Genomic DNA, 21,155 nt, shown 5'->3' on the forward strand with positions numbered 1-21,155 from the left:
AGGGGTGGTGGATGAGCACTGCTGCGGTCGAGGGCGAGGACGTCCGGACCCCTGCCTCCGCGGTGGGCCACGAAGGCGGCCGCCGCCCCGTCCTGCGCGGCCTCCTCCCCGCGACCGGGGCGACGCTCGTCGCGGCGGCCGGGGCCCTGGTCGCCGTCGGCTGCTTCCTCGGCCTCTACGTGCGGCCCACGTCCGACGACTGGTGCGCCGCGTGGAAGGCCCGCGATCTGGGGGTCCTGGGGATCACGTCGGACTTCTACATGACCCAGAACGGCAGGATCGCGAACGCCTTCCTGAGCGGCGTCGTCTACGGCGACGGGCTGACCGGCACCAAGGTGCTGCCGGCGCTCATCGCCGCCTCCTTCACGGTCGGACTGGTCCTGCTGGGGCGTCACTTCGTGCGGTTCCTCGGCGGCCGGCCCCGGGTGCTGGTCCTGACCGCCTGCGCGCTGGTCGTCCAGGCACTGCTCTACTTCGGGGGCACCCGCAGCTACCAGGTACTGCTGTGGGCCCCGGCCACGATCTCCCACACCCTGCCGAGCGTCATCGGCCTGTGGGCACTGCTGCTGGCCATCAGGACCGTGCACCATCCCCGGGCCGCCGTCCGCAGGGCCGGATGCGCCGCGGCGTTCCTCATCGGCTTCGCGCTCGGCACCCTGAGCGAGCCGTTCGCGCTCGTCGCAGGGCTGCTCGCCGGCGCGGTCGGGCTGCTCTGCCTGCCCCGCTTCGGCCTGGCCCGGAACTGGCATCCGTTCACCTGGTGCCTGCTCTGGTGCGCGGGCCTCGTCTGCGGTCTGGTCGCGCTCTACACCTCCCCCGGCGCCCGGTGGCGCAGGGCCCAGCAGCCGGACAAGGAGTCCTTGCTGTCCATGGGCGAACTCCGGGGCACCGTCGGGGACTGGCTGCAGATGTGGGGTTCCGTCACCGGCCAGTGGGCCTATCTCGGAGCCGCCGCGGCGGGTGTGCTGCTGGGCCTGGCGAGCCGCCTGCGCGGGCCTGCGTCCGCGCACGGCAAGCGCGAGCGGGAACAGGGGCGCGGGCAGGGAGCGGAGCAGGGGCGGGAGCAGGGGCTGCGGCGCGTGGTCCCGCGCAGGATGCTGGTCTCCGTGCTGCTGCTCCCGGTGCCCGTGGTGGTGCTGGGCTCCTTCGCCGTGGTGGTGGGCCTGCGCAGCGGATACGGGCCGAGCGGGTGGACGTACGCCCGTACCTGGACGAGCTTCCTCGTCCCCATGGAGCTGGCGCTCTGCGGCTACGGCGCACTGCTGGGGGCGTGGGGCGGGCGGCTGCTGCCGGGCCACCGCAACGCCGCCGCGTCCTTGGTGGCGGCCACCGTGGCGGCGGGCGCGCTGGCGCTCGCCTCGGTGGCCGCGCTCGTCCCGGAGGTCCAGCGGCTGACGACCACCACGGTCGCGCGTTCCGTGGCCTGGGACGCCCAGAACGCCCGGATCGGGGCCGAGGCGGCGCGGGGCGCCACGGACGTGGGCTACCGGCCCCTGTACATCGGCAGTCTCGCCGAGCCCTTCTTCACCGGGGACTACGGCCGGGACTGGGTCGCCGCCTGCGTGTCGAAGTGGTACGGGGTCGACCGGATCCACCGCCTCTGAGCGGCTGCGCGGACGGGCTGCTCGGAGAGGCTGTTGCCCGGTGCCCTTGCAGTCGCCCCCTGCCGCCCACGGTACGCAGGCCCGCCCGCCGCCGCGCCGATCGGTGCGGGATCGGGGCGGGATGGGCGACGGATGGCGGGTGACCCTCCAGGTGGGGGCCGTGAGGATGGTCGCCATGGATCCCGAACTCGAAGCGTTCCTCCCGTTCCTCCGGCAGATCGACATGAACGATCCGGTCACCGCCCGCAAGGAGTTCGCCGTACGCGCCGCTGCGGCGCCCGCCCCCGGACACCTCGGACATGGAGGTCGAGGGCCGGACGGTGTCCGCCGATCCGGACGTGGCCGTGCGGGTCTACCGGCCCCACCGGGCCCGGGGCGCCGTCGTGTGGCTGCACGGCGGCGGCGGGGTCTTCGGTGACCTGGACACCGAACACCCGTGGGCCGCCCGGATCGCGGACCTGTCCGGGGCGGTGGTGGTCTCGGTGGGCTACCGCCTGGCGCCCGAGCACCCGTTCCCGCTGGACGAGCTCGGCCTCCTCACCCTGTCGGCCCGGCAGGACGGCCGCACCGTCGTCACCGACGAGCAGGCGGGCATGTTCGCGGCCACCGACGACGGCGTACTCGTCGCCGGGCCCGGAGCACGCCTGGCCGCCACCCGCTACGAGGACTGGCTGCGGGCTGTGCGCTAGGCCGCCCCAGTTCGCGTCGTCAGACGAGGAAGGAGCGGGTTCCGCTGACCCGGAGGAGCCGGTCCACGGGGCCGCTGGCGGCGGTGACGCGCAGGGGGCGGTGTGCACGGGCGGCGTCTGCGCGGGCGGCCAGGAGGGCGTTGAGCCCGGCGCAGTCGCAGAAGGTGACCGCGCGCAGGTCGACGGTGACCGGGCCCCGGTAGGAGGTGAGGGCGATCAGCAGCGCCCGCCGGAGGGCTGCGGCGTTGTGGAGGTCGATCTCCCCGCTGACGGCGACCTGAACCGTGCCGCCCGGCCCGGGCGTCACGCAGACCTGCAGGCCATCGGCCTCGGCGGCGGAATCAAGGCGGTCACGGTCCATCGTCCGGGTCATGTCTGCCTCCCCGATCCTCCAGGGCTTCCCTTCCTACCAGCATCGTCGGCACCGGCCTGACGTACGTCAAGAATCACATGAAACCAGGACGTATATGTCAAACAGGGGCATGCTGGGTGGATGGGAGATCCGACGGCGCCGCCCAGAGCCCCCTGGGCGTTCCTGACCAGCCACGCACGGGTCCTCCTGGCCCTGTCCCAGGACCCCGGGGCGCGCCTGCGGGACGTCGCGGCCACCTGCGTACTGACCGAGCGCACGGTCCAGTCGATCGTCGCGGACCTGGAGGAGGGCGGATACCTCAGCCGGGTACGCGAAGGGCGCCGCAACCACTACCTGATCAGCCCCGCCGCGAAGTTCCGCCACCCCACCGGAGCGGGCCGGGACGTCGCCGGCCTCCTCGCCCTGTTCACGGACCACCCCGAGCAGCGGCGAGAGACGGCGTAGAGCACGACAATGAGGGGGCCGGCCCCGCAGGCGTGCTACTTCTGCAGGGCTCGGACCGCCTGCTGTTCCAGGTCCAGGCTGCGGTCCACGTGCTCCGCGCAGGCGTCGAAGAGCTCGCGCCGCTCCTCGGGACCGGCCTCCGGGGCACTGTCCCGGGCGAGGGCGGCCAGGGCCGACCAGTGCCGGGCGGACTCCCGGAAGAGTCCGGAGGCCTCCGGGCGGCCGACGAGGTCGAGGAAATCGGCGTACAGCGGCCGGGTCGCGCCCGGGGCCGTCCACTCCTCCTCCAGGCAGGCGTGCAGCCGTCCGGTGCCGGCCGCGAAGGCCTCGGGCGAGCTGCCGAACCGGCGCTCCCAGCCCGTCTTGGTCGTGCTGTCGCGCAGCTGCGCGGCGAACTTCTCCATCCCGGTGAAGCCGAAGTTCACGTCGAACTGGTTCCCCAGGACCGGCCCGGTGAGGTGCGTGACGGTGGAGGCGATCGCCCCTGCCACGTCCGGCTGCTCCGTTTCCGACGGCCCGGTGGGCACGATCAGCTGGTGGCGGCCCTTGCGGTGCGCGGTCCAGGCAGCGCCGAACTCCTCGCGGTCGATCCGGTACGGGGTCGGGGCCCCGTCCTCGATCAGCAGGTCGTCGCCGTCGTACCCGGCGATGACCACGGTGTAGGGGTCCGCGCCGGTCATCTCGGCGTCCGGGTCGGCCTCGTGCCAGGGCAGGGAGGAGCGGTCGACCACGCAGAAGGCGGGCTGTCCCTCGTCGAGCGCGGCCCGGACCCGGCCCCAGCGGGGCTTCATGGCGCGCGTGGCGTCGTACGGGATCCCCAGGCGGCCGAGTGCGACCTGCACCCAGGGTTCGGGGTGGGACTGGGCCACGATCGTGGCGATGGGCAGGCGGCCCGCGTACTCGAAGACGAAGTACATGAAGCCGATGCCCCCGGCCAGGCCGGCGACGAGCTCCTCCTCGTGGACGCTGCCCAGGGCATGCCGGATGAGGGAGGCCTCGCGGTGGCGTCCGGTCCCGAAGTCTTCGTACACGAGCACAGTCATGCGGTCACCCTATCCGCGGAATCCGCAGCCCCCGCACAGCCTGTCCCGCGCACCGCGCAGGGCGCTGCCCCCGACGTCACCCGCTGTGCGGCCCCCGGAGCCTGCGCACCACCAGCACGGCCCGGTCGTCCTCGTGGCGAGTGGCCCGCGCGCAGTCCATCAAGGCGTCCGCGATCTCCCCGGCCCCCGTGTCGCGGTGTTCCTCCAGAGTCCGGCACAGCAGGGCCGTGCCCTCGTCCAGGGTGAGCCGCGGCCCCTCCACGAGCCCGTCCGTGAACAGGGTGAGCGTCTCCCCCTCCTCCAGACGGCTCTGCGAGAGCGGGTACCGCGCACCGGGCAGGACCCCCAGCGGAAGTCCCCCCGCGGGCTCGGGCGCAGAGGCCCCTGCTGCTCCGCACCGCACCGCCGGGACGTGGCCCGCCCGCGCCGAAAGCACCTGGCCGCACGGGTCGAGCAGGACGTAGAGACAGGTCGCGAAGCCGGTGGCGCCCATCTGGAGCATGAGTTCGTTCGTCCGCTCCAGGACCCGGTCGGGCGAGGGGTCCTCCCAGGCGTAGGCGTGCATGGCCGTGCGGACCTGTCCCATCAGCGCGGCCGCCTGGATGTTGTGGCCCTGGACGTCGCCGATGATGCAGGCGACGCCGCCGTCCGGGAGGGCGATCACGTCGTACCAGTCGCCTCCCACCTCAAGGCCTTCGTTGGCCGGCAGGTAGCGCGCCGCTATGTCGAAGCCCTCGATGCGGGGCAGCGCGGCGGGGAGCATGTCGCGTTGGATCGCACCGGCCAGCTCAAGGCGGGCGGTACTGAGGCGGATCCGTTCCCATGCCTGGCCGGCCAGTTCGGCGATGACACCGAGGAGGGTCCGTTCCGGCCCGGTGATGTGGTGGAGGGTGTCGTAGGTGATGACCCAGCCGCCGAGGGGTCTGCCCGGTTCGGCGGCGAAGGGCACCATGAGGAACGACTGCGCGGTCGTGGCGTCGAGCAGCCCGTGGGCCTGTGGCCAGGCCGCGCGGTAGGCCGCGCGCGAGCCGATGACCTCGGTGCGCCCGGTACGGATGGCGTGCGCAAGTGGTTTGGGTGCGTCCAGCCCCATGCCGTGCAGGGAGCGCGCCATTGCGGGGTCGATGCCCTCGCCGAAGGTGACCCTGAGGCGCTCGTTCTCGACGAAGGCGAGGAGGGTGCCGGTTCCCGCGAAGGCGGGGGCCACCTTGTGCAGGAGGGCGTCGGTGAGTTCGTCCTCCGTCTGGGCGGCGACGAACGCCGTGGCCAGTTCCCGTACCAGCCTGCTCTGGCGCGAGTGCTCGTGCGTCACGGCCCGGTCGTGTTCCACGTCGGCGGTGTGGTCGCAGGTCGAGCCGATGATCTGGCGCGTCCCGCCGAACCCGATGCGCACGGTGCGGGAGACGGAGCGCAGCCAGCGGTGTCCGCCCTGGCCGTCGCGGAGGCGGAAGCTGATGTCCACGACCTCACTGCCGTCGCCTTGCCGCAGGGCCCGGACGCCGCGCGCGACGTGCTCCCGGTCCTCGGGGTGCACCTGCTCCAGCACCTGGTGCAGGGGGAGTTCCCTCCCGTCCCGGCGGCCGGCGCACTCGAGCGCGTTCTCGACCCAGCGGAACCGGTCGCGGTCCTCGTCGTAGGCCCATACCGACTGGCCCCGGAGCGCGGCCGCGGCGTGCAGCAGGGCCCAGCTCTCCCAGTCGGTGCCGTCGGGCCGCCCCAGTTCCACGACGGCGGCGGCCCGGCCGTCGGGCCCCTCGGCTGGCCAGGCCGATACGAGGCACAGCACCGCCTCGCCTCCGTCCGTGCCCCGCAGCAGCAGGGGGCTGCGGGTCACCGCCGGGCGGGCGGCCCGGTCCGCCGGGGCCGCCCGGCTGCCGGACAGGGCGACGTCCAGCAGGAGGCGGGACACCGACCCGGTGTGCCCGGGAGGGGCGAGGTCGCAGAGGCGGAGGCCTACGATCGCCCGCGGATCCATGCCGAGCAGGGAGCCCGCGCGGGCGTCCGCGTCGAGGATCACCGAGCGGCCCCCGGGCCCGTGCGGGAGGTCCACCAGGATGCGGGCGGTACGGGAGGGTGCTGCGAGCGAGAGGTTCATCTCGGGCCGTCCGTCCGGATAGGTGACGCGACCTTCCACTCAAGCGAGGGCGGCGACGTCGGACCAGGGCCGGACGTCCCGCCCTCGCGGGGCGCACTCCCCTGCGCCCCGGGGCCGAAGGTCACGGCCCCGCCGGCCTCGCGGGGCCCTGAGTACGAAGCACCGGACGATCTGAGTACCGCGCCCGAGGCGTCGCGCAGACAGGCCGGTTTCACTGGGGCCATGAGACAGACGAACGACCGGGACGGTCAGGCAGGTTGGACGCCGCTCCGCATCCGGTTCGCACCGGGCCGCGCGGCGGGCCGGACCGCTGAGGGCGAGGAGGGCCGATGACCGCTCAGCCGGGCCCGCCGCCTCCCCGCACCACACCGTGCCAGTGGTGCGGACGCCCCGTGCCGCAGCCCTTCCCGATCGTGCGCAAGCTGCACTGCAATACCGGCCACTGGCTGCAGGACGTCCGCGACAACTTCTGGCGCAGGCTGTGGGACAACCTCTGAGGATGCCGCTGCGGTCCCGGGGCCGACGGGCGGGACGTGCCCGAGTCCTCGTCCCCGGACGTCATCCGGGGTGTTCGCCCGGTGCGGTGGGCCCGCCCGCCGCACCGTCGTCCGCGGCCGGACCGGGTACGGGGTCCAGGGCCTCGTCTCCCGCATGGGCCCGCAGGTGCACGACCACCGTGTTGGCCACGGCGACCAGCGGAACGGCGACGACGGCTCCGCCGATACCGGCGACGACACCGCCGGTGGCCACGGCCAGCACCACCGCCAGGGGGTGGACCCGCACGGCCCGCCCCAGGATGAACGGCTGGAGCACGTGGCCCTCGATCTGCTGGACGGCGAGCACGATCAGCAGGGCCATCAGCGCGGTGAACACGCCCTGGGTCACCAGCGCGACGACCACGGCCAGCGCCCCGGACGCGACGGCGCCGACGAGGGGCACGAACGAGGACAGGAAGATCACCACTCCGATGGGGACGGCGAGCGGCACGCCGAGGAAGTAGATGCCCAGGCCGATGAAGAGGGCATCGATGAAGGCGACGATCATCGTTCCCCGGATGTACGCGGTGAGCGTGCGCCAGGCCGGCGGACCCGCGTCGGCCAGGTCCGCACGGGCGGCGGCCGGCACCAGTTTGAGGATCCACTGCCAGATGCGCTTGCCGTCGTAGAGCAGGAAGAGCGTGGAGAACATCGCGAGCAGCATGCCGGTGATCACCTCCACCAGCACGGTCACCCCTTGGAGACCCTTCGAGGTGATCTCGGTGGTGCTGGTGCCGATGGCATCGCTCAGCTTGTCGGCGACGTCGTTGATCTGCTGCTCGGTCACGTGGAAGGGACTGTCGAGGAGCCAGCGTTTGAGCTCCTCGATGCCTTCCTGGAGGCGCTCGGACAGGTTGTCGAGATTGTCGAGCACCTGCCAGACGACGAACCAGCCGACCAGGCCGAGCGCCACGAACCCGCAGACCGCGGTGACGGCGGTGGCGAGTCCCCGGGACAGCCCGTGCCGGTGCAGCCGGGCGACCGTCGGCTCCAGCAGCGCGGTGACCAGCAGTGCGGCGGCGAAGGCGAGGACGACGATCCGGACGGATCCGATCACCCTCATCACGACCCACAGCGCGGCGGCGAGGACGAGGAACCGCCAGCCCGCCTCGGCCGCGACCCGTACGCCCCAGGGCACCGTCAGTGCGGGGTCCCGCTGACGGGGGCGGACGCGGCGGGCCGCCGCCGCGCGTTCGCGCTCGGCGGCCGCTTCGCCGTCGTAGTCCGCCTGCGCCTGTGCGCGGCGCTCACCGAACGCTGCGGCGCGGTCCTTGACCCGGCCCAACCAGCCGCGGATTCCGGTCATCCGGAGCCCCCTTCCGTCCCACTCGTCGTGTGCCCACGTTTCCCGTGCTCAGGCAGGTGCGGTCCGCTCGATCAGTCGTGGGCACCGGCGCCGAAATCGGGCAGCGTGAGCGTGCCGTCCGCTGCGAGGGGGAATCCCGGGTTGTACGCCACCTCCCAGGCGTGACCGTCGGGGTCGGCGAAGGCACTGGAGTAGAAGCCGATCGCATTGACCGCCGCGGGTTTGGTGACGGTGCCTCCGGCCCGCTGCACGAGGTCGAGGAGCGCGTCCACCTCGGCTTCGGACCGGACGTTGTGGGCCAGGGCGATCCCGCCGAACCCGGTCGCCGGGCCGAGGCCCCGACCGCAGTCCTCGGCCAGCTTGCCCCGGTCCCACAGGACCAGTCCCAGCCCGCCGGCCTGGAAGAAGACGGTCTCCTCGACCTCCTGTCCCCGCCAGCCCAGGGCCTCGTAGAAGCCCTTGGCGCGAGCGAGGTCGGACACCCCGAGGGTGACCAGGGTGATGCGCTGTTCCATGGGGTCACGTTAAACCACGCATACGCACTAAACCGGGAGAAATCGGGAATTCAATCGACCCCGAGGGCCGTCCGCCGGGCTGCCGTGGGTCCGCGGCCCGGGGGCGGCGGTCCGAGCGCCGTCGCCGGGGGTTCGCCGGGCCGGTGGCGGCGTACGCCCCTTCGGGGGGGCACGTCGCGCCGGGAGGCCCGGCTGCCGGGCGGATCCCGTGGCAGTCCGGTCGTGACGGAGCCCCGTGGCCGCGCGATGCCGGGGGGTTGCACCGCGCGGCCGGGCTCTCGGCGAGCACTCCTGCCGGTCGTCCTCGGCAGGGCTCGCCTTGACGCGTATGACCCGTTCCCGGGCGGCCAAACCCCTTGTCCGCGAACGGTGTTTCAGTGGACGGTCTGGTCGCCGTCCGGTACGTCCTCGACCGTGACGAGGGGGCGAGGCACCCCCAGCCCCCGGGACACGGCCCGGGCGAGCCCGTCGAAGTCCTGGCCCGTCGGGACCGGTACCTGCTCCCCCTCGCCGTGGCTCTCGATCGCCTTCTCGAAGTAGCGGGGATGCCAGGCGCCGACGGCTCCTCTGACCTCGACCGCGGTCACGGGGCGGTATCCGACCAGGCTCTGGAGGGCGGACAGGATCTCGTCGGACCGCAGTTCACCGGGCACCTGGAACAGGCTGGCGTGCGCGCCGACGAGGCCGCCGTCGCCCAGGCGCACCGTCACGGTCAGGCAGCTGGTCACGCTCGGGTAAGTGATCACTCCTCCGGGCGCGACCTCCTTGACCTGCCCTTCCGTGACCGTCGCCCGATCGGGTGCGATCGGGCTGCTCACCGCGCGCGGCCCTGCATGGGCGGGCCCGTGCGCCTGCGCCGCCGGACCGAACCCGAGGGGGAGAGTGAGCAATGCGGCCGACAGCACCACGGCGCGGAGCGTAATAGCCCTTTGCCCTCGGAGCACATGACGGACCTGCTGGTGCGATGGCACGGGATTTCTCCTGATCGGGTAGCGGGAGCGATTGCCCTCCGCAGTCGGCAGACGGCCGACCGCCCACTGTACTGAGCGGTCATCTCCCTCTGCGAGGGCGCTCCTTCACCGAATCCCGGAGTGGGTACGGCCCGGTCATCTGCACGTTCTCCGCCGGTAACGAGGGCGCGGAAGGCTTCGGCGACCGCGGGCAATACCTCGAACAACCGTTCAGTAAACCGGGGTTACTGCCTCCCTCGATTCGGGGACTTCGGTATGCGCAACGCCGGAGGAATACAGCGGATATTGCAGGGAAGGAACTGCGGGCGCCCGATGGTGAGTAACATCCGGCAGCAACACCATGAGGTATGAGGAGAGTGAGCCGCACATGGTCAACGAGCCGGACACCACGCCCATCCACAAGCAGTACGCGCAGCGGTTCTCCGCCGATCTCGAGATCAACCGGAAGGAACAGGACGAGCTCTCCGCGCAGATCGCGGAACTCGAGGCGCGCCTGAAGCAACTGAAGGCGGACGAGAACTGGCTCTGCGGCGTGCAGGGTGCACTGCCGGCGGCCGGAGCCGGGAAGGCCGCCGAGCGGGTGGCGGCCCAGGCCGTCCGGTCCCCCGCCACCAAGACGGCCAAGACCGCCACGGCCAAGACCGCGGCCGCGCCCGCAGCTTCCGCCGCGGAGCCGGTGGCCGGAAGCGTCCCGAAGCCCCGGCAGGCGAAGAAGGCCGCGGGGGCTACGCGCGCGCGGAAGGCCACGCCCGCCAAGAAGGCCTCCGGGACCGCCGCAACCGGTACGAAGGCCAAGGCCGCCCCGCGCAAGCCCGCCACCACGGCTGCGAAGACTGCGACGACGGCCGCCCCCGCCGCAGCCGGCGCCACCACCACCGCAGCCACCGCAACCACGGCCGCTGCCGCTGCCAAGAAGGACACCGGGACCAAGTCGCCCCAGGCGGAACCCCCGCTGCGCGAACTCGTCCTCGCCCTCCTCGTCGGCGCCGCGGAACCCCGCCTGGTCAGCGAGGTCAGCACCGAACTGGCCCAGGCACACCCCGGCCGGCCCGCCTCCACGCAGGTCGTCCGCAACACCCTCGAGACGCTGGCCAAGAAGAACCTCATCGAGAAGGAACACAAGCAGGGCTCGGTCATGTACTCCGCGCCCCGGCCCGCCACGACCGAGCCCGTCGCCGCGGCGGCGACTGCCACCGGCACGAAGGACGAGAAGGAGCCGGTGAAGGTCTGACCCCTCACCGCAGTCCGGAGCGACACCGCCGGGCCCCCTCAAGGGGCCCGGCCGTCGTCTCGATAGCCTGAACAGGGCCGGGACGACGGACCGGCCCGAAGCGCATGCGAGCCTGAGGCGGAACCGGGGTGGACATGGACATCGGGCAAGGAAGTCCGGCGGCAGAGCCGCGGCGGACGCTGCGTCATGCCGACGCCGTCACGGAGGACGGCACCTGGGCGGTCCACGCGTTCCTGATGCCCCGGCCGGCGGACTGCGAAGGCTACGACCACGCGCGGTGACACCGGGCTGCCTCCCCGACGCGGCCGCAGAGGCCGAGTACGAGCGCAGCGTCACCGAGCTCGGACTGCGGCGGCGGGGCGGAGCCCCCGGCGGCGGGGCGGAGCCCCCGGCGGCGGGGCGGAGCCCCCGGCGGCGGCTGAACCTCACCCGCCACTGAGCAACCCCCTTACGCAGACGCGCCGCGATGCGCGACTCCCGGAAGGGGTTCGCGCATCGCGCCGTCACCGGGGCGGGTCAGTGACCGTGCCCGTGGCCGTAACCGCGGCCGTGGCCTCCGTAGCCGTAGTCATCGTCGTCGTCGTCCCAACCGCTGTGGTGGTAGCGGCCGCCGTTGTCGTCACCGCATCCACCCCCGGCGAGGTAACTGACGGACTGGGTGGGGACGGCCGCAGAAGCCGTACCCGCCGTGCCGAGTGCGGCACCGCCGGCCATCAGCAGGCCCGCGGCGGACACGACGAAAAGACGCTTCACTCTCTGTGCATGCATGAGAAATACCCTTTCCTCCACCTCTCGCTCAGCCTTCACAGCAGGAGGGGCGGCCGCGGCCGCAGCAGAACGGCAGCGCGGATCGGTTGCGTAGCCGCCGACAACGGTGCGCACGCCGGTCCCCCGCGACGCGGCCGTGGGCCACGCGGTCCCCCGAGGCGGGCAGACGTCAGAGACTCGGGCTCCCGTCGTCGCGGGAGCTCAGCCACCGGGGGCGTGCCCCGCGGTTGCGGCTCTCACTCACCGAGGCTAGTCGTGTCCTGGCCACTCAGCATCTCGGGATCGGCCCGCCTGCACGTCCCGGACCGGCCATCGCCGGGGCCCGCGCGGACCGTTCGCGTCCGGGTCCCCCGGCAATGGGCGGGCCTGCGATGCTGACCGCATGACCGATGCCGACACCCGCCCGCCCCACACCGGCGCCCCCGCAGCCCCGCCCGTGTCCCCGAGGATCGAGCACCTGGAATGGGGCCTGATGGAAGTCGAAGGCCTCGCCCCCGGCAAGGACTTCGTCCTTTATCCGGGGGGCGGCCACGCGTGGGACTGGTCCCGGCACGGCACCCGGCACGAGCCCGGGGTCCAGCCCGCAGACGTGCAGGAGCTGATCGAACGGGGCGCCGAGGTCGTCGTCCTCAGTCTCGGGATGGACGAACGGCTGCGGATCGCCGGGCCGACCCTGGAACTCCTCCGGGAGGCAGGCGCCGAAGCGCACATGCACGAGACACGGATAGCGGTCAGCCTCTACAACACCCTGACCACAGGGAACCGGCCCGTGGGCGGCCTCTTCCACTCCACCTGTTGAGACCCCGACGGACCTCGGGCGGTGTGACGCACGTCCCATTCCGTTTCGGTTCCGTTTGCAGCCGCCATGATCGCGCACACGCCCTTGCTGGAACACCCACCGAGGAAAGGACCGGCCATGGCGGCCCCCGACTCCCAGCAGGTGGCCGATCCGGAAGCGGTGAAGCGCCACCCCGTACTCTTCCGCGCCATCAGGCAGCGCCGGAACCCCAGACTCCGCAGGACGGACATCACCGTCACGGACGACCGGGCGGTCAAGCGCGCCGTGAAGGCTGCCTCGCTCGGCAACGCCATGGAATGGTTCGACTTCGGCATCTACTCCTACCTGGCCGTCACCCTGGGCCATGTCTTCTTCCCGTCCGGGAACGAGACCACCCAATTGCTGTCCTCGTTCGCCACCTTCGCCGTGGCCTTCCTGGTCAGGCCCCTGGGCGGGATGTTCTTCGGCCCGATGGGCGACCGGCTCGGCCGCAAGAAGGTCCTGGCGCTCACCATGATCATGATGGCGGTCGGGACGTTCGCCATCGGCCTCATCCCCTCGCACGGCACGATCGGCCTGTGGGCCCCGGCCCTGCTGATCCTCTTCCGCATGCTCCAGGGGTTCTCGACCGGCGGAGAGTACGGCGGCGCCTCCACCTTCATCGCCGAGTACGCCCCCGACAAGCGCCGCGGCTACTTCGGCAGCTTCCTCGAATTCGGCACCCTGGCCGGCTACGTCGGCGCGGCAGGCCTCGTCACGGCGCTGTACGCCGTGCTCGACGACACCCAGATGGAGAGCTGGGGCTGGCGCATCCCCTTCCTCGTCGCCGGCCCCCTCGGCCTGGTGGGCCTGTACCTGCGGCTGCGCCTCGACGAGACCCCCGCCTTCCAGAAGCTGGAGGGCGGCAGCGCCAAGGCGGCCAAGGCCACCGAGGCCGCCGACGGGGTGGAGACGACCACCAAGGGTGACCTCGCGCACATCTTCCGCCGGTACTGGCCGACGCTGATCCTCTGCATCTGCCTGGTCGGCGCGTACAACATCACCGACTACATGCTGCTGTCGTACATGCCGACCTACCTGTCGGACGAACTCGGCTACAGCGAGACGCACGGCCTGCTCGTCCTGCTCGCCGTGATGCTCTGCCTGATGCTCGTCATCAGCCAGGTCGGCAAGCTCTCCGACCGCTTCGGGCGCAAGCCGCTGCTGATGGCCGGCATGGTGGGGTTCGTCGTGCTCTCCCTCCCCGCGTTCCTCCTGATCCGTCAGGGCGGCATCCCCGCGATCACCGTCGGCATGCTGATGCTGGGCCTCTCCCTCGTCTGCATGCTCGGCACGATGTCCGCCGCGCTCCCGGCCCTCTTCCCGACGCAGGTCCGGTACGGGTCGCTGTCCGTCGGCTACAACCTGTCGGCGTCCCTCTTCGGCGGTACGACCCCGCTGGTGATCACGGCCCTGATCAACTGGAGCGGCTCGAACCTGATGCCCGCCTACTACGCGATGGCAGCTGCCCTGGTCGGCATCATCGCCGTGGCCTGCATGAAGGAGACCGCGCAGCAGCCGCTCGCCGGTTCCCCGCCGTCCGTCGAGACGCAGGAGGAGGCCGCGGAGCTGTGCGCGGCCCAGTCCCCGGCCCCGAAGTTCTGACCGGAGGCACGTGGGTCCGTCCGCCGGGCGGATGCGGACGGGGTCCCCGCCCGGTGGTGCGGGGACCCCGTCGTGGTCCGGGCCCGGGGCGGGGCGCGGCGCGGGCAGGTGGCCGGGCGCGGGCAGGTGGCCGGCTGCTCGGAGCGGCAGCCCGCGTACCCTCGTCCCCGTGCCTCCATCCCGCCTGCGTCGTGTAGCCGTCCTCGTCCTCGAAGGCGCCAAGCCGCTCGATGCCGGTATCCCCGCGCAGGTCTTCAGCACCCGGGCGAGCATGCCGTACGAGGTACGGGTGTGCGGCGCGGCGCCGGGGCCGGTGACCGGCGGCGACGGCCTGTCGTACTCCGTGGCGCACGGCCTTGAGGCACTGGCCTGGGCAGACCTCGTGTTCATCCCCGGCTACCGGCTCCCGGACCGTGAAGACCCGCCCCGAGCGGTCATCGACGCCCTGGTCGCGGCCCACGAACGCGGCGCGCGGCTGGCCGCCATCTCCACGGGCGCCTTCGCCCTCGCCGCCACGGGACTGCTCGACGGCAGACGCGCCACGACGCATTGGCACTACGCGCGTGAGCTCGCCGCGAAGTACCCGCTCGTCCGGGTCGACGAGAACGTCCTCTTCGTCGACGAGGGCAGCGTGCTGACATCGGCCGGCGCCGCCTCGGGCATCGACCTGTGCCTGCACATCCTGCGCGGCGACCTGGGGGTGGCCGCCTCCAACCATGCGGCCCGGCGCCTGGTGGCGGCCCCCTACCGCAGCGGCGGTCAGGCACAGTACGTGCCGCGCAGCGTGTCGGAGCCGCTCGGCGAACGGTTCGCCGCCACCCGTGAGTGGGCCCTGCACCGGCTGGGCGATCCGCTCACCCTAGAAATGCTGGCCCAGCGTGCGGCCGTGTCGCCGCGCACGTTCTCGCGGCGCTTCGTCGAGGACACCGGGTACACGCCCATGCAGTGGGTCATGCGGGCCCGGATCGATCTGGCGCGTGAGCTGCTGGAGCGTTCGCAGCGGAGCGTGGAACAGATCGCCGCCGATGCCGGTCTGGGCACCGCCGCCAATCTGCGGCTGCACTTCCAGCGCGTCCTCGGCACCACACCGAGCGAGTACCGGCGCACGTTCGCCTCGGGCGAGTAGCCCCGTGTGACGGGGGGTGTGGCGCGATCCTTACGAACCATGGCGATCACGCCGATGGTCCGGGTGGGCGCCCCGGGCGAACCTTGGGGTGAACGAAGGGACACCGCACATGACTCGCATCGCCATCAACGGATTCGGCCGCATCGGCCGCAATGTGCTCCGCGCACTCCTCGAGCGCGGCAGCGACCTCGAGATCGTCGCCGTCAACGACCTCACCGAGCCCGTCACGCTGGCGCGGCTGCTCGCCTACGACACCACGTCCGGCCGGCTCGGCCGCCCCGTGACCGTCGAGGGGAACGTCCTCGTCGTCGACGGCCGCCGCATCACGGTGCTCGCCGAGCGCGAGCCGGCGCAGCTGCCGTGGGCCGAACTCGGCGTCGACATCGTGCTGGAGGCGACGGGCCGCTTCACCTCGGCCAAGGACGCCCGTGCCCATCTCGACGCGGGCGCGAAGAAGGTGCTCGTCAGTGCGCCCTCGGACGGCGCCGACGTCACCCTCGCGTTCGGTGTCAACACCGACGCGTACGACCCGGCGGTGCACACGATCGTCTCGAACGCCTCCTGCACGACCAACGCGCTCGCGCCGCTGGCCGCGGTCCTCGACGACCTCGCCGGCATCGAGCACGGCTTCATGACGACGGTGCACGCCTACACGCAGGAGCAGAACCTGCAGGACGGTCCGCACCGCGACCCCCGGCGCGCCCGCGCCGCCGCCGTCAACATCGTGCCGACCACGACGGGCGCCGCCAAGGCGATCGGCGTCGTCCTGCCGAACCTGGACGGCAAGCTGTCGGGCGACTCGATCCGCGTGCCGGTGCCGGTGGGCTCGATCGTCGAACTCAACACGACCGTCGCCCGCGACGTGACGCGCGACGAGGTGCTGGCCGCGTACCGCACCGCCGCCGAGGGCCCGCTCGCAGGCGTCCTCGAGTACTCCGACGACCCGCTCGTGTCGGCCGACATCGTCGGCAACCCGGCCTCGTCGATCTTCGACTCGGCCCTGACCCGGGTCGACGGCCGCCACATCAAGGTCGTCGCCTGGTACGACAACGAGTGGGGCTTCTCCAACCGGGTGATCGACACGCTCGAACTCCTCGCCTCCCGCTGACCGGACGCGGGCGCGGCCCCGACCCCCAGGGGTCGCGCCCCCGGCAGCTGGTTGACTACGCCGCATGGACCTCTCACCACCTCCCGTCCCCCTCCCGAAGGCGGGGGGCGCGCCTGCGTTCGACCCCGAACTGCACGCGGCGCTCGCGGCGTTGGGCGGCGCGCCGCGCGAGCCGCTCACTGCGCAGAACCTCGCGGCCCGGCAGGAGCAGGATGCTGCGGCCAGACCCAGGCCGACGGCCCGGGACCTGCGGGCCGACGGCCGCTTCGAGGTGGACGAGCTGCGCGTACCGGGAGCGCAGGGCGGGCCGGACGTGACGCTCGTGAGCGCACGGCCCGCCGGGCTCGCAGGGCCGTTGCCGCTGCTGTACTACATGCACGGCGGCGGGATGATCATGGGCAATGCGTGGTCCGTCCTGCCGGAGCTGCTGTGCTCCTGGGCCCTGCCGCTGGAGCTGGCCGTCGTCTCCGTCGAATACCGGCTGGCGCCGCGGACGCGGTACCCCGGACCGCTGGAGGACTGCTACGCCGGACTGGTCTGGGCGGCCGAGCACGCGGGCGCACTCGGCATCGACGCGGACCGCATCGTCATCGGCGGCAAGAGTGCCGGAGGCGGACTCGCGGCGGCACTCGCCCTGCTCACCCGTGACCGGGGCGGGCCCGCGCCGGTCGGGCAACTGCTCCTGTGCCCGATGCTCGACGACCGCAGCCACACCTTCTCCAGCCATCAGATGGCCGGGGTCGACACCTGGGACCGGACCTCCAACGCCACCGCGTGGCAGGCCCTGCTGGGCGACCTGTACGGCGCGGCGGACCTTCCCGCGTACGCCGCTCCCGCCCGGGCCACGGACCTGTCCGGGCTGCCCCCGGCCTATGTCGACGTCGGGTCGGCCGAGACGTTCAGGGACGAGGACGTGGCCTACGCCGACGCGATCTGGCGGGCCGGCGGTCAGGCCGAACTGCACGTGTGGCCGGGCGCGTTCCACGGTTTCGACTCCCTCGCACCGGACGCGGCGCTCAGCCGCGACGCCCGCGACGCCCGTACCCGCTGGCTCCGGCGCGTGCTGGCCCCCGTCCCGGGACCCCCAGCGGTGTGAGACGAGCCCGGAGCTCTCCCAGGCGAAGCCGTCCGGGTCGGCGCACGTGGCGGCGGACTCGACGCAAGAAGGACCTGCCGTCGGCGCTTCTCGGGTCCTGGCCGATTGCGGCCGCCCCCGGCCGCGGACGTCCCGCGTCCGGCGTCGGACGGCCTGGCGGGCAGATTGGAAACGGGGCGACCGGGTAACCCCTCCAGAAGGGGCGCCATCAGGGCCTCGCCCCCGGACAGGACAGGGGCGGTTCATGCACTCGTTCCCGATCCCGCTGATTCCCACGGAGGAAGGCGGACTGCTCATCCCGGCCGAGCAGGTCACCGGTCTCCTGCGGAGTCTGGCTGCCGACTGGGCGGCCGCAGCCGACCTCGACATCCCCGAGGCCGACTCCGAGACCGTGCTCGCGATGACCGAGGCCCTCACCCAGTTGGCCGACCAGATCGACGCGGAGTGCATCGCCTACGCCTCTCGGCCGGAAGACAGGCCCTGAGCACGGAGCCGGTCAGCGCGGCGGCGACCAGAAGGCCTCCAGGCGCCCCGCGCCGGGGGTGAGACCGTCCCAGCCTCCCGGAAGGTCCACCACGACGACGCCCGACGTCGGGAAGCCCGCCCTCAGCCGGTCCAGCAGTTCGGCCGGGCCGCTCCCGCACAGGGCCGAGGCCAGCTCGTGGATGCCCGTGTTGTGGCCGACCAGCATGAGGTGGCCGAGCCCCGCTCCGCGCTCCGTCAGTACGGTGACCAGTGCGTTCGGGGCCGCGTCATAGAGCCTTTCGTCGTACACGGCGGGCGGCGGCTCCGGCAGGGCCGGGGCGATCAGCTGCCAGGTCTCGCGCGTCCTGCGGGCGGGCGAGCACAGCACCAGATGGGGTGCGAATCCGGACTGCGCCAGCCAGCGGCCGGTCTCCGGCGCATCGGCCCGTCCGCGTTCGCTCAGGGAGCGCTCGTAGTCCTCCACCCCGTCCTTCGGCACGGCTTTGGCGTGACGCACCAGGAGCAGTCGGGACATGGCCATCTCCTTCACGCGGGACAGGTACACGGTCATGGTGCGATGGGTCCGGGCGGTCCGCATGTCGTTCGGTGGGCGGCGGTCGTCCGCGCATCCCCTTCCCTCCACTATCTTGACCATCAAGACAGTTCGCCATCAAGCAATACCCCTGCCCGCACAGCGACCCCAGGAGCATCATGCGCACCTCGCCCCGACTGGCCCGGTGGCTGGTGCCCGCCCTCCTCCTCGTGGTCTGGCTCGGGGTGGGCGGCAGCCTCGGCCCCTACGCGGGCAAGCTCGGCGAGGTCTCCACGAACGACCAGGCGGCCTTCCTGCCCCGCAGCGCCGAATCCACCCGGGTCGTCCGGGCCCAGGGCGCCTTCCGCCAGGAGGAGGCCCTGCCGGCCGTGGTGCTGTGGACGGCGGACGGCGCGGCGGACGCGACCCCGGCGATGGCGGCCTCCGCCCGGGCGGCGCTCGCCGGCCTGGAGGGGCGGCCCTGGACGGCGGGTCCCCCTTCGCCCGTCGTCACGTCGCAGGACGGCAGGGCGTTGCAGGCGGTGGTCCCGCTGGATCCCGCGCTGGGCGACGGGCTCCCCGCGGCGGTGGCCGAGCTGAGGCAGGCGGGCGCTCTGGTCGCGGGCACCACCTTCCACGTGACGGGGCCGGCCGCCACCCGGGCCGATCTGTCGGAGGCCTTCGCGGGCATCGACGGTCTGCTGCTGGGCGTGGCTCTGGTGACCGTCCTCGTCATCCTGCTGCTCGTCTACCGCAGCCTTCTCCTGCCCCTGTTGATCATCGTCGGGGCGGTGTTCGCCCTGTCCATGGCCTGCGCGATCGTCTACGTCCTGGCCCGCGAGGGCCTGGTGCGGGTCGACGGGCAGGTGCAGGGGATCCTCTCGATCCTCGTCATCGGCGCGGCCACCGACTACGCCCTGCTGCTGACGGCCAGGTTCCGTGAGGAGCTGGGGCACACGGACGACCGCTACGCGGCCATGCGGGCGGCCTGGCGGCAGTCCTTCGGTCCCGTCGTGGCCAGCGCGGGCACGGTGGCCCTGGGCCTCCTCGCCCTCTTCCTCAGCGACCTGACCAACAACCGGGCGCTGGGTCCCGTCGGGGCGATCGGCATCGTCTGTGCGGTGGTGAGCGCGCTGACCTTCCTGCCGGCGGCGCTGGTGCTGCTGGGGCGTGCGGCCTACTGGCCCGCCCACGTGACCGGCAGGAGCGGCGCGGCCGGGGTCTGGGGCCGGATCGCGGCCCTGGTCAGCGGCGCCCCCCGCCGGGTGTGGACCCTGGCGCTGGCGGGCCTGCTCGCCTGCGCCGCCTTCACCCCGCTCCTCCACTCGGGCGGTGTCCCCCTGGACGAGACCTTCGTGAACGAGGCCCCGTCGGTGACCGGGCAGAACGCGCTCGTGCGGCACTTCCCCGGCGGCGCGGGCAATCCGGCCGTCGTGATCGCCGCGGCCGGCCGGCAGGCGGAGGTCCGCGGGCGGGCCGAGGCCACGGAGGGCGTGGCCTCGGCCACGGTGCTGGGCGAGAAGGGAGATCCGCAGCGGCCGCGGGTGGCCGACGGCCGGGTACGGATCGACGTCACCCTGGAGGACCCGGCGGACAGCGAGGCGGCGAAGGCCACGGTGGTGCGGCTCCGCGAGGCGGTCCACGCGGTGCCCGGTGCGGACGCCCTCGTGGGCGGCTACACCGCCCAGGCGTACGACACGCAGAAGACGGCCGAGCGGGACCGTGAGGTCATCGTGCCGGTGGTGCTGGTCATCATCCTGGTCATCCTGGTGGGGCTGCTGCGCTCGCTGGTGATGCCGCTCCTCCTGGTGGCGACCGTGGCCCTGAACTTCTTCGCCACGTTGGGGGTGTCCGCCCTCGTGTTCCGGTACGTGTTCGGGTTCAGCGGCACGGACTCCTCGGTGCCGCTGTACGGGTTCGTCTTCCTCGTCGCCCTGGGCGTGGACTACAACATCTTCCTCATGTCGAGGGTGCGCGAGGAGTCGCTGCGCCACGGCGTCCGCGAGGGTGTGGTCCGGGGGCTGACGGCAACCGGCGGCGTGATCACGTCCGCGGGTGTGGTCCTCGCAGCGACGTTCGCCGCCCTGGGCGTGATCCCGCTCGCGTTCCTCGCGCAGATCGCGTTCATCGTGGCCTTCGGCGTCCTCCTGGACACACTGGTCGTACGCTCGCTGCTGGTCCCCGCGCTGGTCCTGGACATCGGCCCCACCGCCTGGTGGCCGGGCCGGCTGAGCCGTTCCCGCACGCCGGCGGGCCCGGGCGGGGTCAGGCCCGGGGACGGACCGGAGCCGAAGGAGACTCGGGGGCAGTAGGGGCGGCCGCCGCCGCGGGTGGGCCCCCGGCGGCGAACTCCTCGCCGAGCAGGCCGAGGAAGCGCAGTGCGGCCGACGTGTCCTGCGTTCCGGCCCGCTCCATCGCGCGGCGGGTGGCCTCGGCGAGGAACCGGAAGTGCTCGGCCGCCGCTCTGCGCGCGGTGGGCTCGTAGTGGAGGTGGACCACGCGCCGGTCTGCGGAGTCCCGTACGCGCCGCACGTGTCCGGCCTTCTCCAGGCGGTCCAGGCAGGCGGTGACGGAACCGGAAGTGAGGCCCAGGTGCTTTCCGAGCCGGCCGGGCGTGAGCGGCGTCGGTGCGTCCAGGATCGCCCCCAGGGCCTGGACGTCGGTCGCGTGCAGGCCCTGGCTGCCTGCGAAGCGGTGGATCAGCCCGTTCATCGCGCCGTTGACGGCCCGCAGGTGCCGGGCCATGGCGAACAGTCGCGCCTCGTCGGTGTCCACCCCGTCGACGCGGGCCGCATCGTCGCGCTGATCTTCGGCTCCCACCGGAAGAGACT

Annotated in this window: 22 protein-coding genes; 13 read left to right on the top strand and 9 right to left on the bottom strand. The window is 72.8% G+C overall.

The genetic code is table 11. The annotated features are described in order from the left end of the window. Positions 1 to 11 precede the first annotated feature (11 nt). Together IO30_RS0104840 and IO30_RS47825 are read left to right on the top strand one after the other, a co-directional pair. On the top strand, positions 12 to 1,604 hold the full coding sequence (locus tag IO30_RS0104840; RefSeq protein ID WP_051901879.1) for a DUF6056 family protein: 1,593 nt from the start codon (positions 12 to 14) through the stop codon (positions 1,602 to 1,604). Positions 1,605 to 1,903: 299 nt separating this feature from the next. Next, positions 1,904 to 2,293 carry an alpha/beta hydrolase gene (locus tag IO30_RS47825; protein ID WP_308443081.1) on the top strand — a complete coding sequence of 130 codons (390 nt, stop codon included), beginning with the start codon at positions 1,904 to 1,906 and terminating at the stop codon, positions 2,291 to 2,293. A gap of 19 nt (positions 2,294 to 2,312) precedes the next feature. On the opposite strand, the gene IO30_RS0104850 is transcribed toward IO30_RS47825, so the two are convergent. Continuing rightward, positions 2,313 to 2,666, bottom strand: coding sequence for an STAS domain-containing protein (locus tag IO30_RS0104850; RefSeq protein WP_051858944.1), 354 nt, complete (start codon positions 2,664 to 2,666; stop codon positions 2,313 to 2,315). 120 nt (positions 2,667 to 2,786) lie between these two features. Here IO30_RS0104850 and IO30_RS0104855 point away from each other — a divergent pair, with 120 nt between their 5' ends. Continuing rightward, entirely contained in the window at positions 2,787 to 3,110 is a 324-nt protein-coding gene (locus tag IO30_RS0104855) for a helix-turn-helix transcriptional regulator (protein WP_031139596.1), read from the top strand. 35 nt (positions 3,111 to 3,145) lie between these two features. On the opposite strand, the gene IO30_RS0104860 is transcribed toward IO30_RS0104855, so the two are convergent. Both IO30_RS0104860 and IO30_RS0104865 read right to left on the bottom strand, forming a co-directional pair. Beyond that, positions 3,146 to 4,153, bottom strand: coding sequence for a BtrH N-terminal domain-containing protein (locus tag IO30_RS0104860; RefSeq protein WP_078903741.1), 1,008 nt, complete (start codon positions 4,151 to 4,153; stop codon positions 3,146 to 3,148). A 76-nt stretch (positions 4,154 to 4,229) separates the two neighbouring features. After that, positions 4,230 to 6,248 (bottom strand): SpoIIE family protein phosphatase, encoded by a 2,019-nt coding sequence (locus tag IO30_RS0104865; RefSeq protein ID WP_051901881.1) that lies wholly within the window; start codon positions 6,246 to 6,248, stop codon positions 4,230 to 4,232. Positions 6,249 to 6,577: 329 nt separating this feature from the next. Here IO30_RS0104865 and IO30_RS45215 point away from each other — a divergent pair, with 329 nt between their 5' ends. Further along, positions 6,578 to 6,745, top strand: a complete 168-nt coding sequence (locus IO30_RS45215) for a hypothetical protein (protein WP_157853093.1) — start codon at positions 6,578 to 6,580, stop codon at positions 6,743 to 6,745. 61 nt (positions 6,746 to 6,806) lie between these two features. On the opposite strand, the gene IO30_RS0104875 is transcribed toward IO30_RS45215, so the two are convergent. The 3 genes from IO30_RS0104875 to IO30_RS0104885 form a co-directional block, all read right to left on the bottom strand. Next, complete coding sequence (locus tag IO30_RS0104875; protein ID WP_078903742.1) at positions 6,807 to 8,090, bottom strand: AI-2E family transporter; 1,284 nt, start codon at positions 8,088 to 8,090, stop codon at positions 6,807 to 6,809. 71 nt (positions 8,091 to 8,161) lie between these two features. Next, positions 8,162 to 8,605: a VOC family protein gene (locus IO30_RS0104880; protein WP_031139604.1), complete on the bottom strand. Its 444-nt coding sequence runs from the start codon at positions 8,603 to 8,605 to the stop codon at positions 8,162 to 8,164. Between the two features lie 374 nt (positions 8,606 to 8,979). Beyond that, positions 8,980 to 9,423 carry a hypothetical protein gene (locus tag IO30_RS0104885; RefSeq protein WP_237403343.1) on the bottom strand — a complete coding sequence of 148 codons (444 nt, stop codon included), beginning with the start codon at positions 9,421 to 9,423 and terminating at the stop codon, positions 8,980 to 8,982. 520 nt (positions 9,424 to 9,943) lie between these two features. Between IO30_RS0104885 and IO30_RS0104890 the strand changes: the two genes are divergently transcribed. Both IO30_RS0104890 and IO30_RS45220 read left to right on the top strand, forming a co-directional pair. After that, positions 9,944 to 10,807 (top strand): hypothetical protein, encoded by an 864-nt coding sequence (locus tag IO30_RS0104890; protein WP_051901883.1) that lies wholly within the window; start codon positions 9,944 to 9,946, stop codon positions 10,805 to 10,807. Between the two features lie 277 nt (positions 10,808 to 11,084). After that, a complete protein-coding gene (locus IO30_RS45220; protein ID WP_157853095.1) occupies positions 11,085 to 11,246 on the top strand; it encodes a hypothetical protein in 162 nt (53 codons plus the stop codon). Positions 11,247 to 11,323: 77 nt separating this feature from the next. On the opposite strand, the gene IO30_RS0104905 is transcribed toward IO30_RS45220, so the two are convergent. Then, positions 11,324 to 11,575, bottom strand: a complete 252-nt coding sequence (locus tag IO30_RS0104905; protein WP_157853097.1) for a hypothetical protein — start codon at positions 11,573 to 11,575, stop codon at positions 11,324 to 11,326. Between the two features lie 382 nt (positions 11,576 to 11,957). Here IO30_RS0104905 and IO30_RS0104910 point away from each other — a divergent pair, with 382 nt between their 5' ends. The 6 genes from IO30_RS0104910 (at position 11,958) to IO30_RS0104935 (ending at position 17,811) form a co-directional block, all read left to right on the top strand. Next, a complete protein-coding gene (locus IO30_RS0104910) occupies positions 11,958 to 12,374 on the top strand; it encodes an Mth938-like domain-containing protein (RefSeq protein WP_078904538.1) in 417 nt (138 codons plus the stop codon). Positions 12,375 to 12,491: 117 nt separating this feature from the next. Then, positions 12,492 to 13,997 carry a glycine betaine/L-proline transporter ProP gene (gene proP / locus IO30_RS0104915; protein WP_031139614.1) on the top strand — a complete coding sequence of 502 codons (1,506 nt, stop codon included), beginning with the start codon at positions 12,492 to 12,494 and terminating at the stop codon, positions 13,995 to 13,997. Between the two features lie 169 nt (positions 13,998 to 14,166). Beyond that, complete coding sequence (locus tag IO30_RS0104920) at positions 14,167 to 15,123, top strand: GlxA family transcriptional regulator (protein ID WP_031139616.1); 957 nt, start codon at positions 14,167 to 14,169, stop codon at positions 15,121 to 15,123. Positions 15,124 to 15,232: 109 nt separating this feature from the next. Continuing rightward, the gene (gene gap / locus IO30_RS0104925) at positions 15,233 to 16,231 is read left to right on the top strand and encodes a type I glyceraldehyde-3-phosphate dehydrogenase (protein WP_031139618.1); all 999 of its coding nucleotides are present in this window, start codon (positions 15,233 to 15,235) and stop codon (positions 16,229 to 16,231) included. 64 nt (positions 16,232 to 16,295) lie between these two features. Then, complete coding sequence (locus IO30_RS0104930; RefSeq protein ID WP_031139619.1) at positions 16,296 to 17,327, top strand: alpha/beta hydrolase; 1,032 nt, start codon at positions 16,296 to 16,298, stop codon at positions 17,325 to 17,327. Positions 17,328 to 17,571: 244 nt separating this feature from the next. Continuing rightward, positions 17,572 to 17,811, top strand: coding sequence for a DUF6213 family protein (locus IO30_RS0104935; protein ID WP_031139621.1), 240 nt, complete (start codon positions 17,572 to 17,574; stop codon positions 17,809 to 17,811). 12 nt (positions 17,812 to 17,823) lie between these two features. On the opposite strand, the gene IO30_RS0104940 is transcribed toward IO30_RS0104935, so the two are convergent. Beyond that, entirely contained in the window at positions 17,824 to 18,327 is a 504-nt protein-coding gene (locus IO30_RS0104940; protein WP_308443082.1) for a SixA phosphatase family protein, read from the bottom strand. Positions 18,328 to 18,503: 176 nt separating this feature from the next. Here IO30_RS0104940 and IO30_RS0104945 point away from each other — a divergent pair, with 176 nt between their 5' ends. Next, complete coding sequence (locus tag IO30_RS0104945) at positions 18,504 to 20,636, top strand: MMPL family transporter (RefSeq protein WP_051901885.1); 2,133 nt, start codon at positions 18,504 to 18,506, stop codon at positions 20,634 to 20,636. On the opposite strand, the gene IO30_RS0104950 is transcribed toward IO30_RS0104945, so the two are convergent. After that, positions 20,590 to 21,144, bottom strand: a complete 555-nt coding sequence (locus IO30_RS0104950) for a MarR family winged helix-turn-helix transcriptional regulator (protein ID WP_063768410.1) — start codon at positions 21,142 to 21,144, stop codon at positions 20,590 to 20,592. The genes IO30_RS0104945 and IO30_RS0104950 overlap by 47 nt on opposite strands. Between the last annotated feature and the right edge of the window lie 11 nt (positions 21,145 to 21,155).

This window comes from Streptomyces xanthophaeus, assembly GCF_000725805.1.
GTDB classification, from domain to species: Bacteria; Actinomycetota; Actinomycetes; order Streptomycetales; family Streptomycetaceae; genus Streptomyces; species Streptomyces xanthophaeus.

Excerpts from the sequence above, each read along its gene's own strand:
- IO30_RS0104840 (WP_051901879.1), top strand. The coding sequence starts at position 12 with ATGAGCACTGCTGCGGTCGAGGGCGAGGACGTCCGGACCCCTGCCTCC.
- IO30_RS47825 (WP_308443081.1), top strand. The coding sequence starts at position 1,904 with ATGGAGGTCGAGGGCCGGACGGTGTCCGCCGATCCGGACGTGGCCGTG.
- IO30_RS0104850 (WP_051858944.1), bottom strand. The coding sequence starts at position 2,666 with ATGACCCGGACGATGGACCGTGACCGCCTTGATTCCGCCGCCGAGGCC.
- IO30_RS0104855 (WP_031139596.1), top strand. The coding sequence starts at position 2,787 with ATGGGAGATCCGACGGCGCCGCCCAGAGCCCCCTGGGCGTTCCTGACC.
- IO30_RS0104860 (WP_078903741.1), bottom strand. The coding sequence starts at position 4,153 with ATGACTGTGCTCGTGTACGAAGACTTCGGGACCGGACGCCACCGCGAG.
- IO30_RS0104865 (WP_051901881.1), bottom strand. The coding sequence starts at position 6,248 with ATGAACCTCTCGCTCGCAGCACCCTCCCGTACCGCCCGCATCCTGGTG.
- IO30_RS45215 (WP_157853093.1), top strand. The coding sequence starts at position 6,578 with ATGACCGCTCAGCCGGGCCCGCCGCCTCCCCGCACCACACCGTGCCAG.
- IO30_RS0104875 (WP_078903742.1), bottom strand. The coding sequence starts at position 8,090 with ATGACCGGAATCCGCGGCTGGTTGGGCCGGGTCAAGGACCGCGCCGCA.
- IO30_RS0104880 (WP_031139604.1), bottom strand. The coding sequence starts at position 8,605 with ATGGAACAGCGCATCACCCTGGTCACCCTCGGGGTGTCCGACCTCGCT.
- IO30_RS0104890 (WP_051901883.1), top strand. The coding sequence starts at position 9,944 with ATGGTCAACGAGCCGGACACCACGCCCATCCACAAGCAGTACGCGCAG.
- IO30_RS0104905 (WP_157853097.1), bottom strand. The coding sequence starts at position 11,575 with ATGCATGCACAGAGAGTGAAGCGTCTTTTCGTCGTGTCCGCCGCGGGC.
- IO30_RS0104910 (WP_078904538.1), top strand. The coding sequence starts at position 11,958 with ATGACCGATGCCGACACCCGCCCGCCCCACACCGGCGCCCCCGCAGCC.
- proP (WP_031139614.1), top strand. The coding sequence starts at position 12,492 with ATGGCGGCCCCCGACTCCCAGCAGGTGGCCGATCCGGAAGCGGTGAAG.
- gap (WP_031139618.1), top strand. The coding sequence starts at position 15,233 with ATGACTCGCATCGCCATCAACGGATTCGGCCGCATCGGCCGCAATGTG.
- IO30_RS0104930 (WP_031139619.1), top strand. The coding sequence starts at position 16,296 with ATGGACCTCTCACCACCTCCCGTCCCCCTCCCGAAGGCGGGGGGCGCG.
- IO30_RS0104935 (WP_031139621.1), top strand. The coding sequence starts at position 17,572 with ATGCACTCGTTCCCGATCCCGCTGATTCCCACGGAGGAAGGCGGACTG.
- IO30_RS0104940 (WP_308443082.1), bottom strand. The coding sequence starts at position 18,327 with ATGTCCCGACTGCTCCTGGTGCGTCACGCCAAAGCCGTGCCGAAGGAC.
- IO30_RS0104945 (WP_051901885.1), top strand. The coding sequence starts at position 18,504 with ATGCGCACCTCGCCCCGACTGGCCCGGTGGCTGGTGCCCGCCCTCCTC.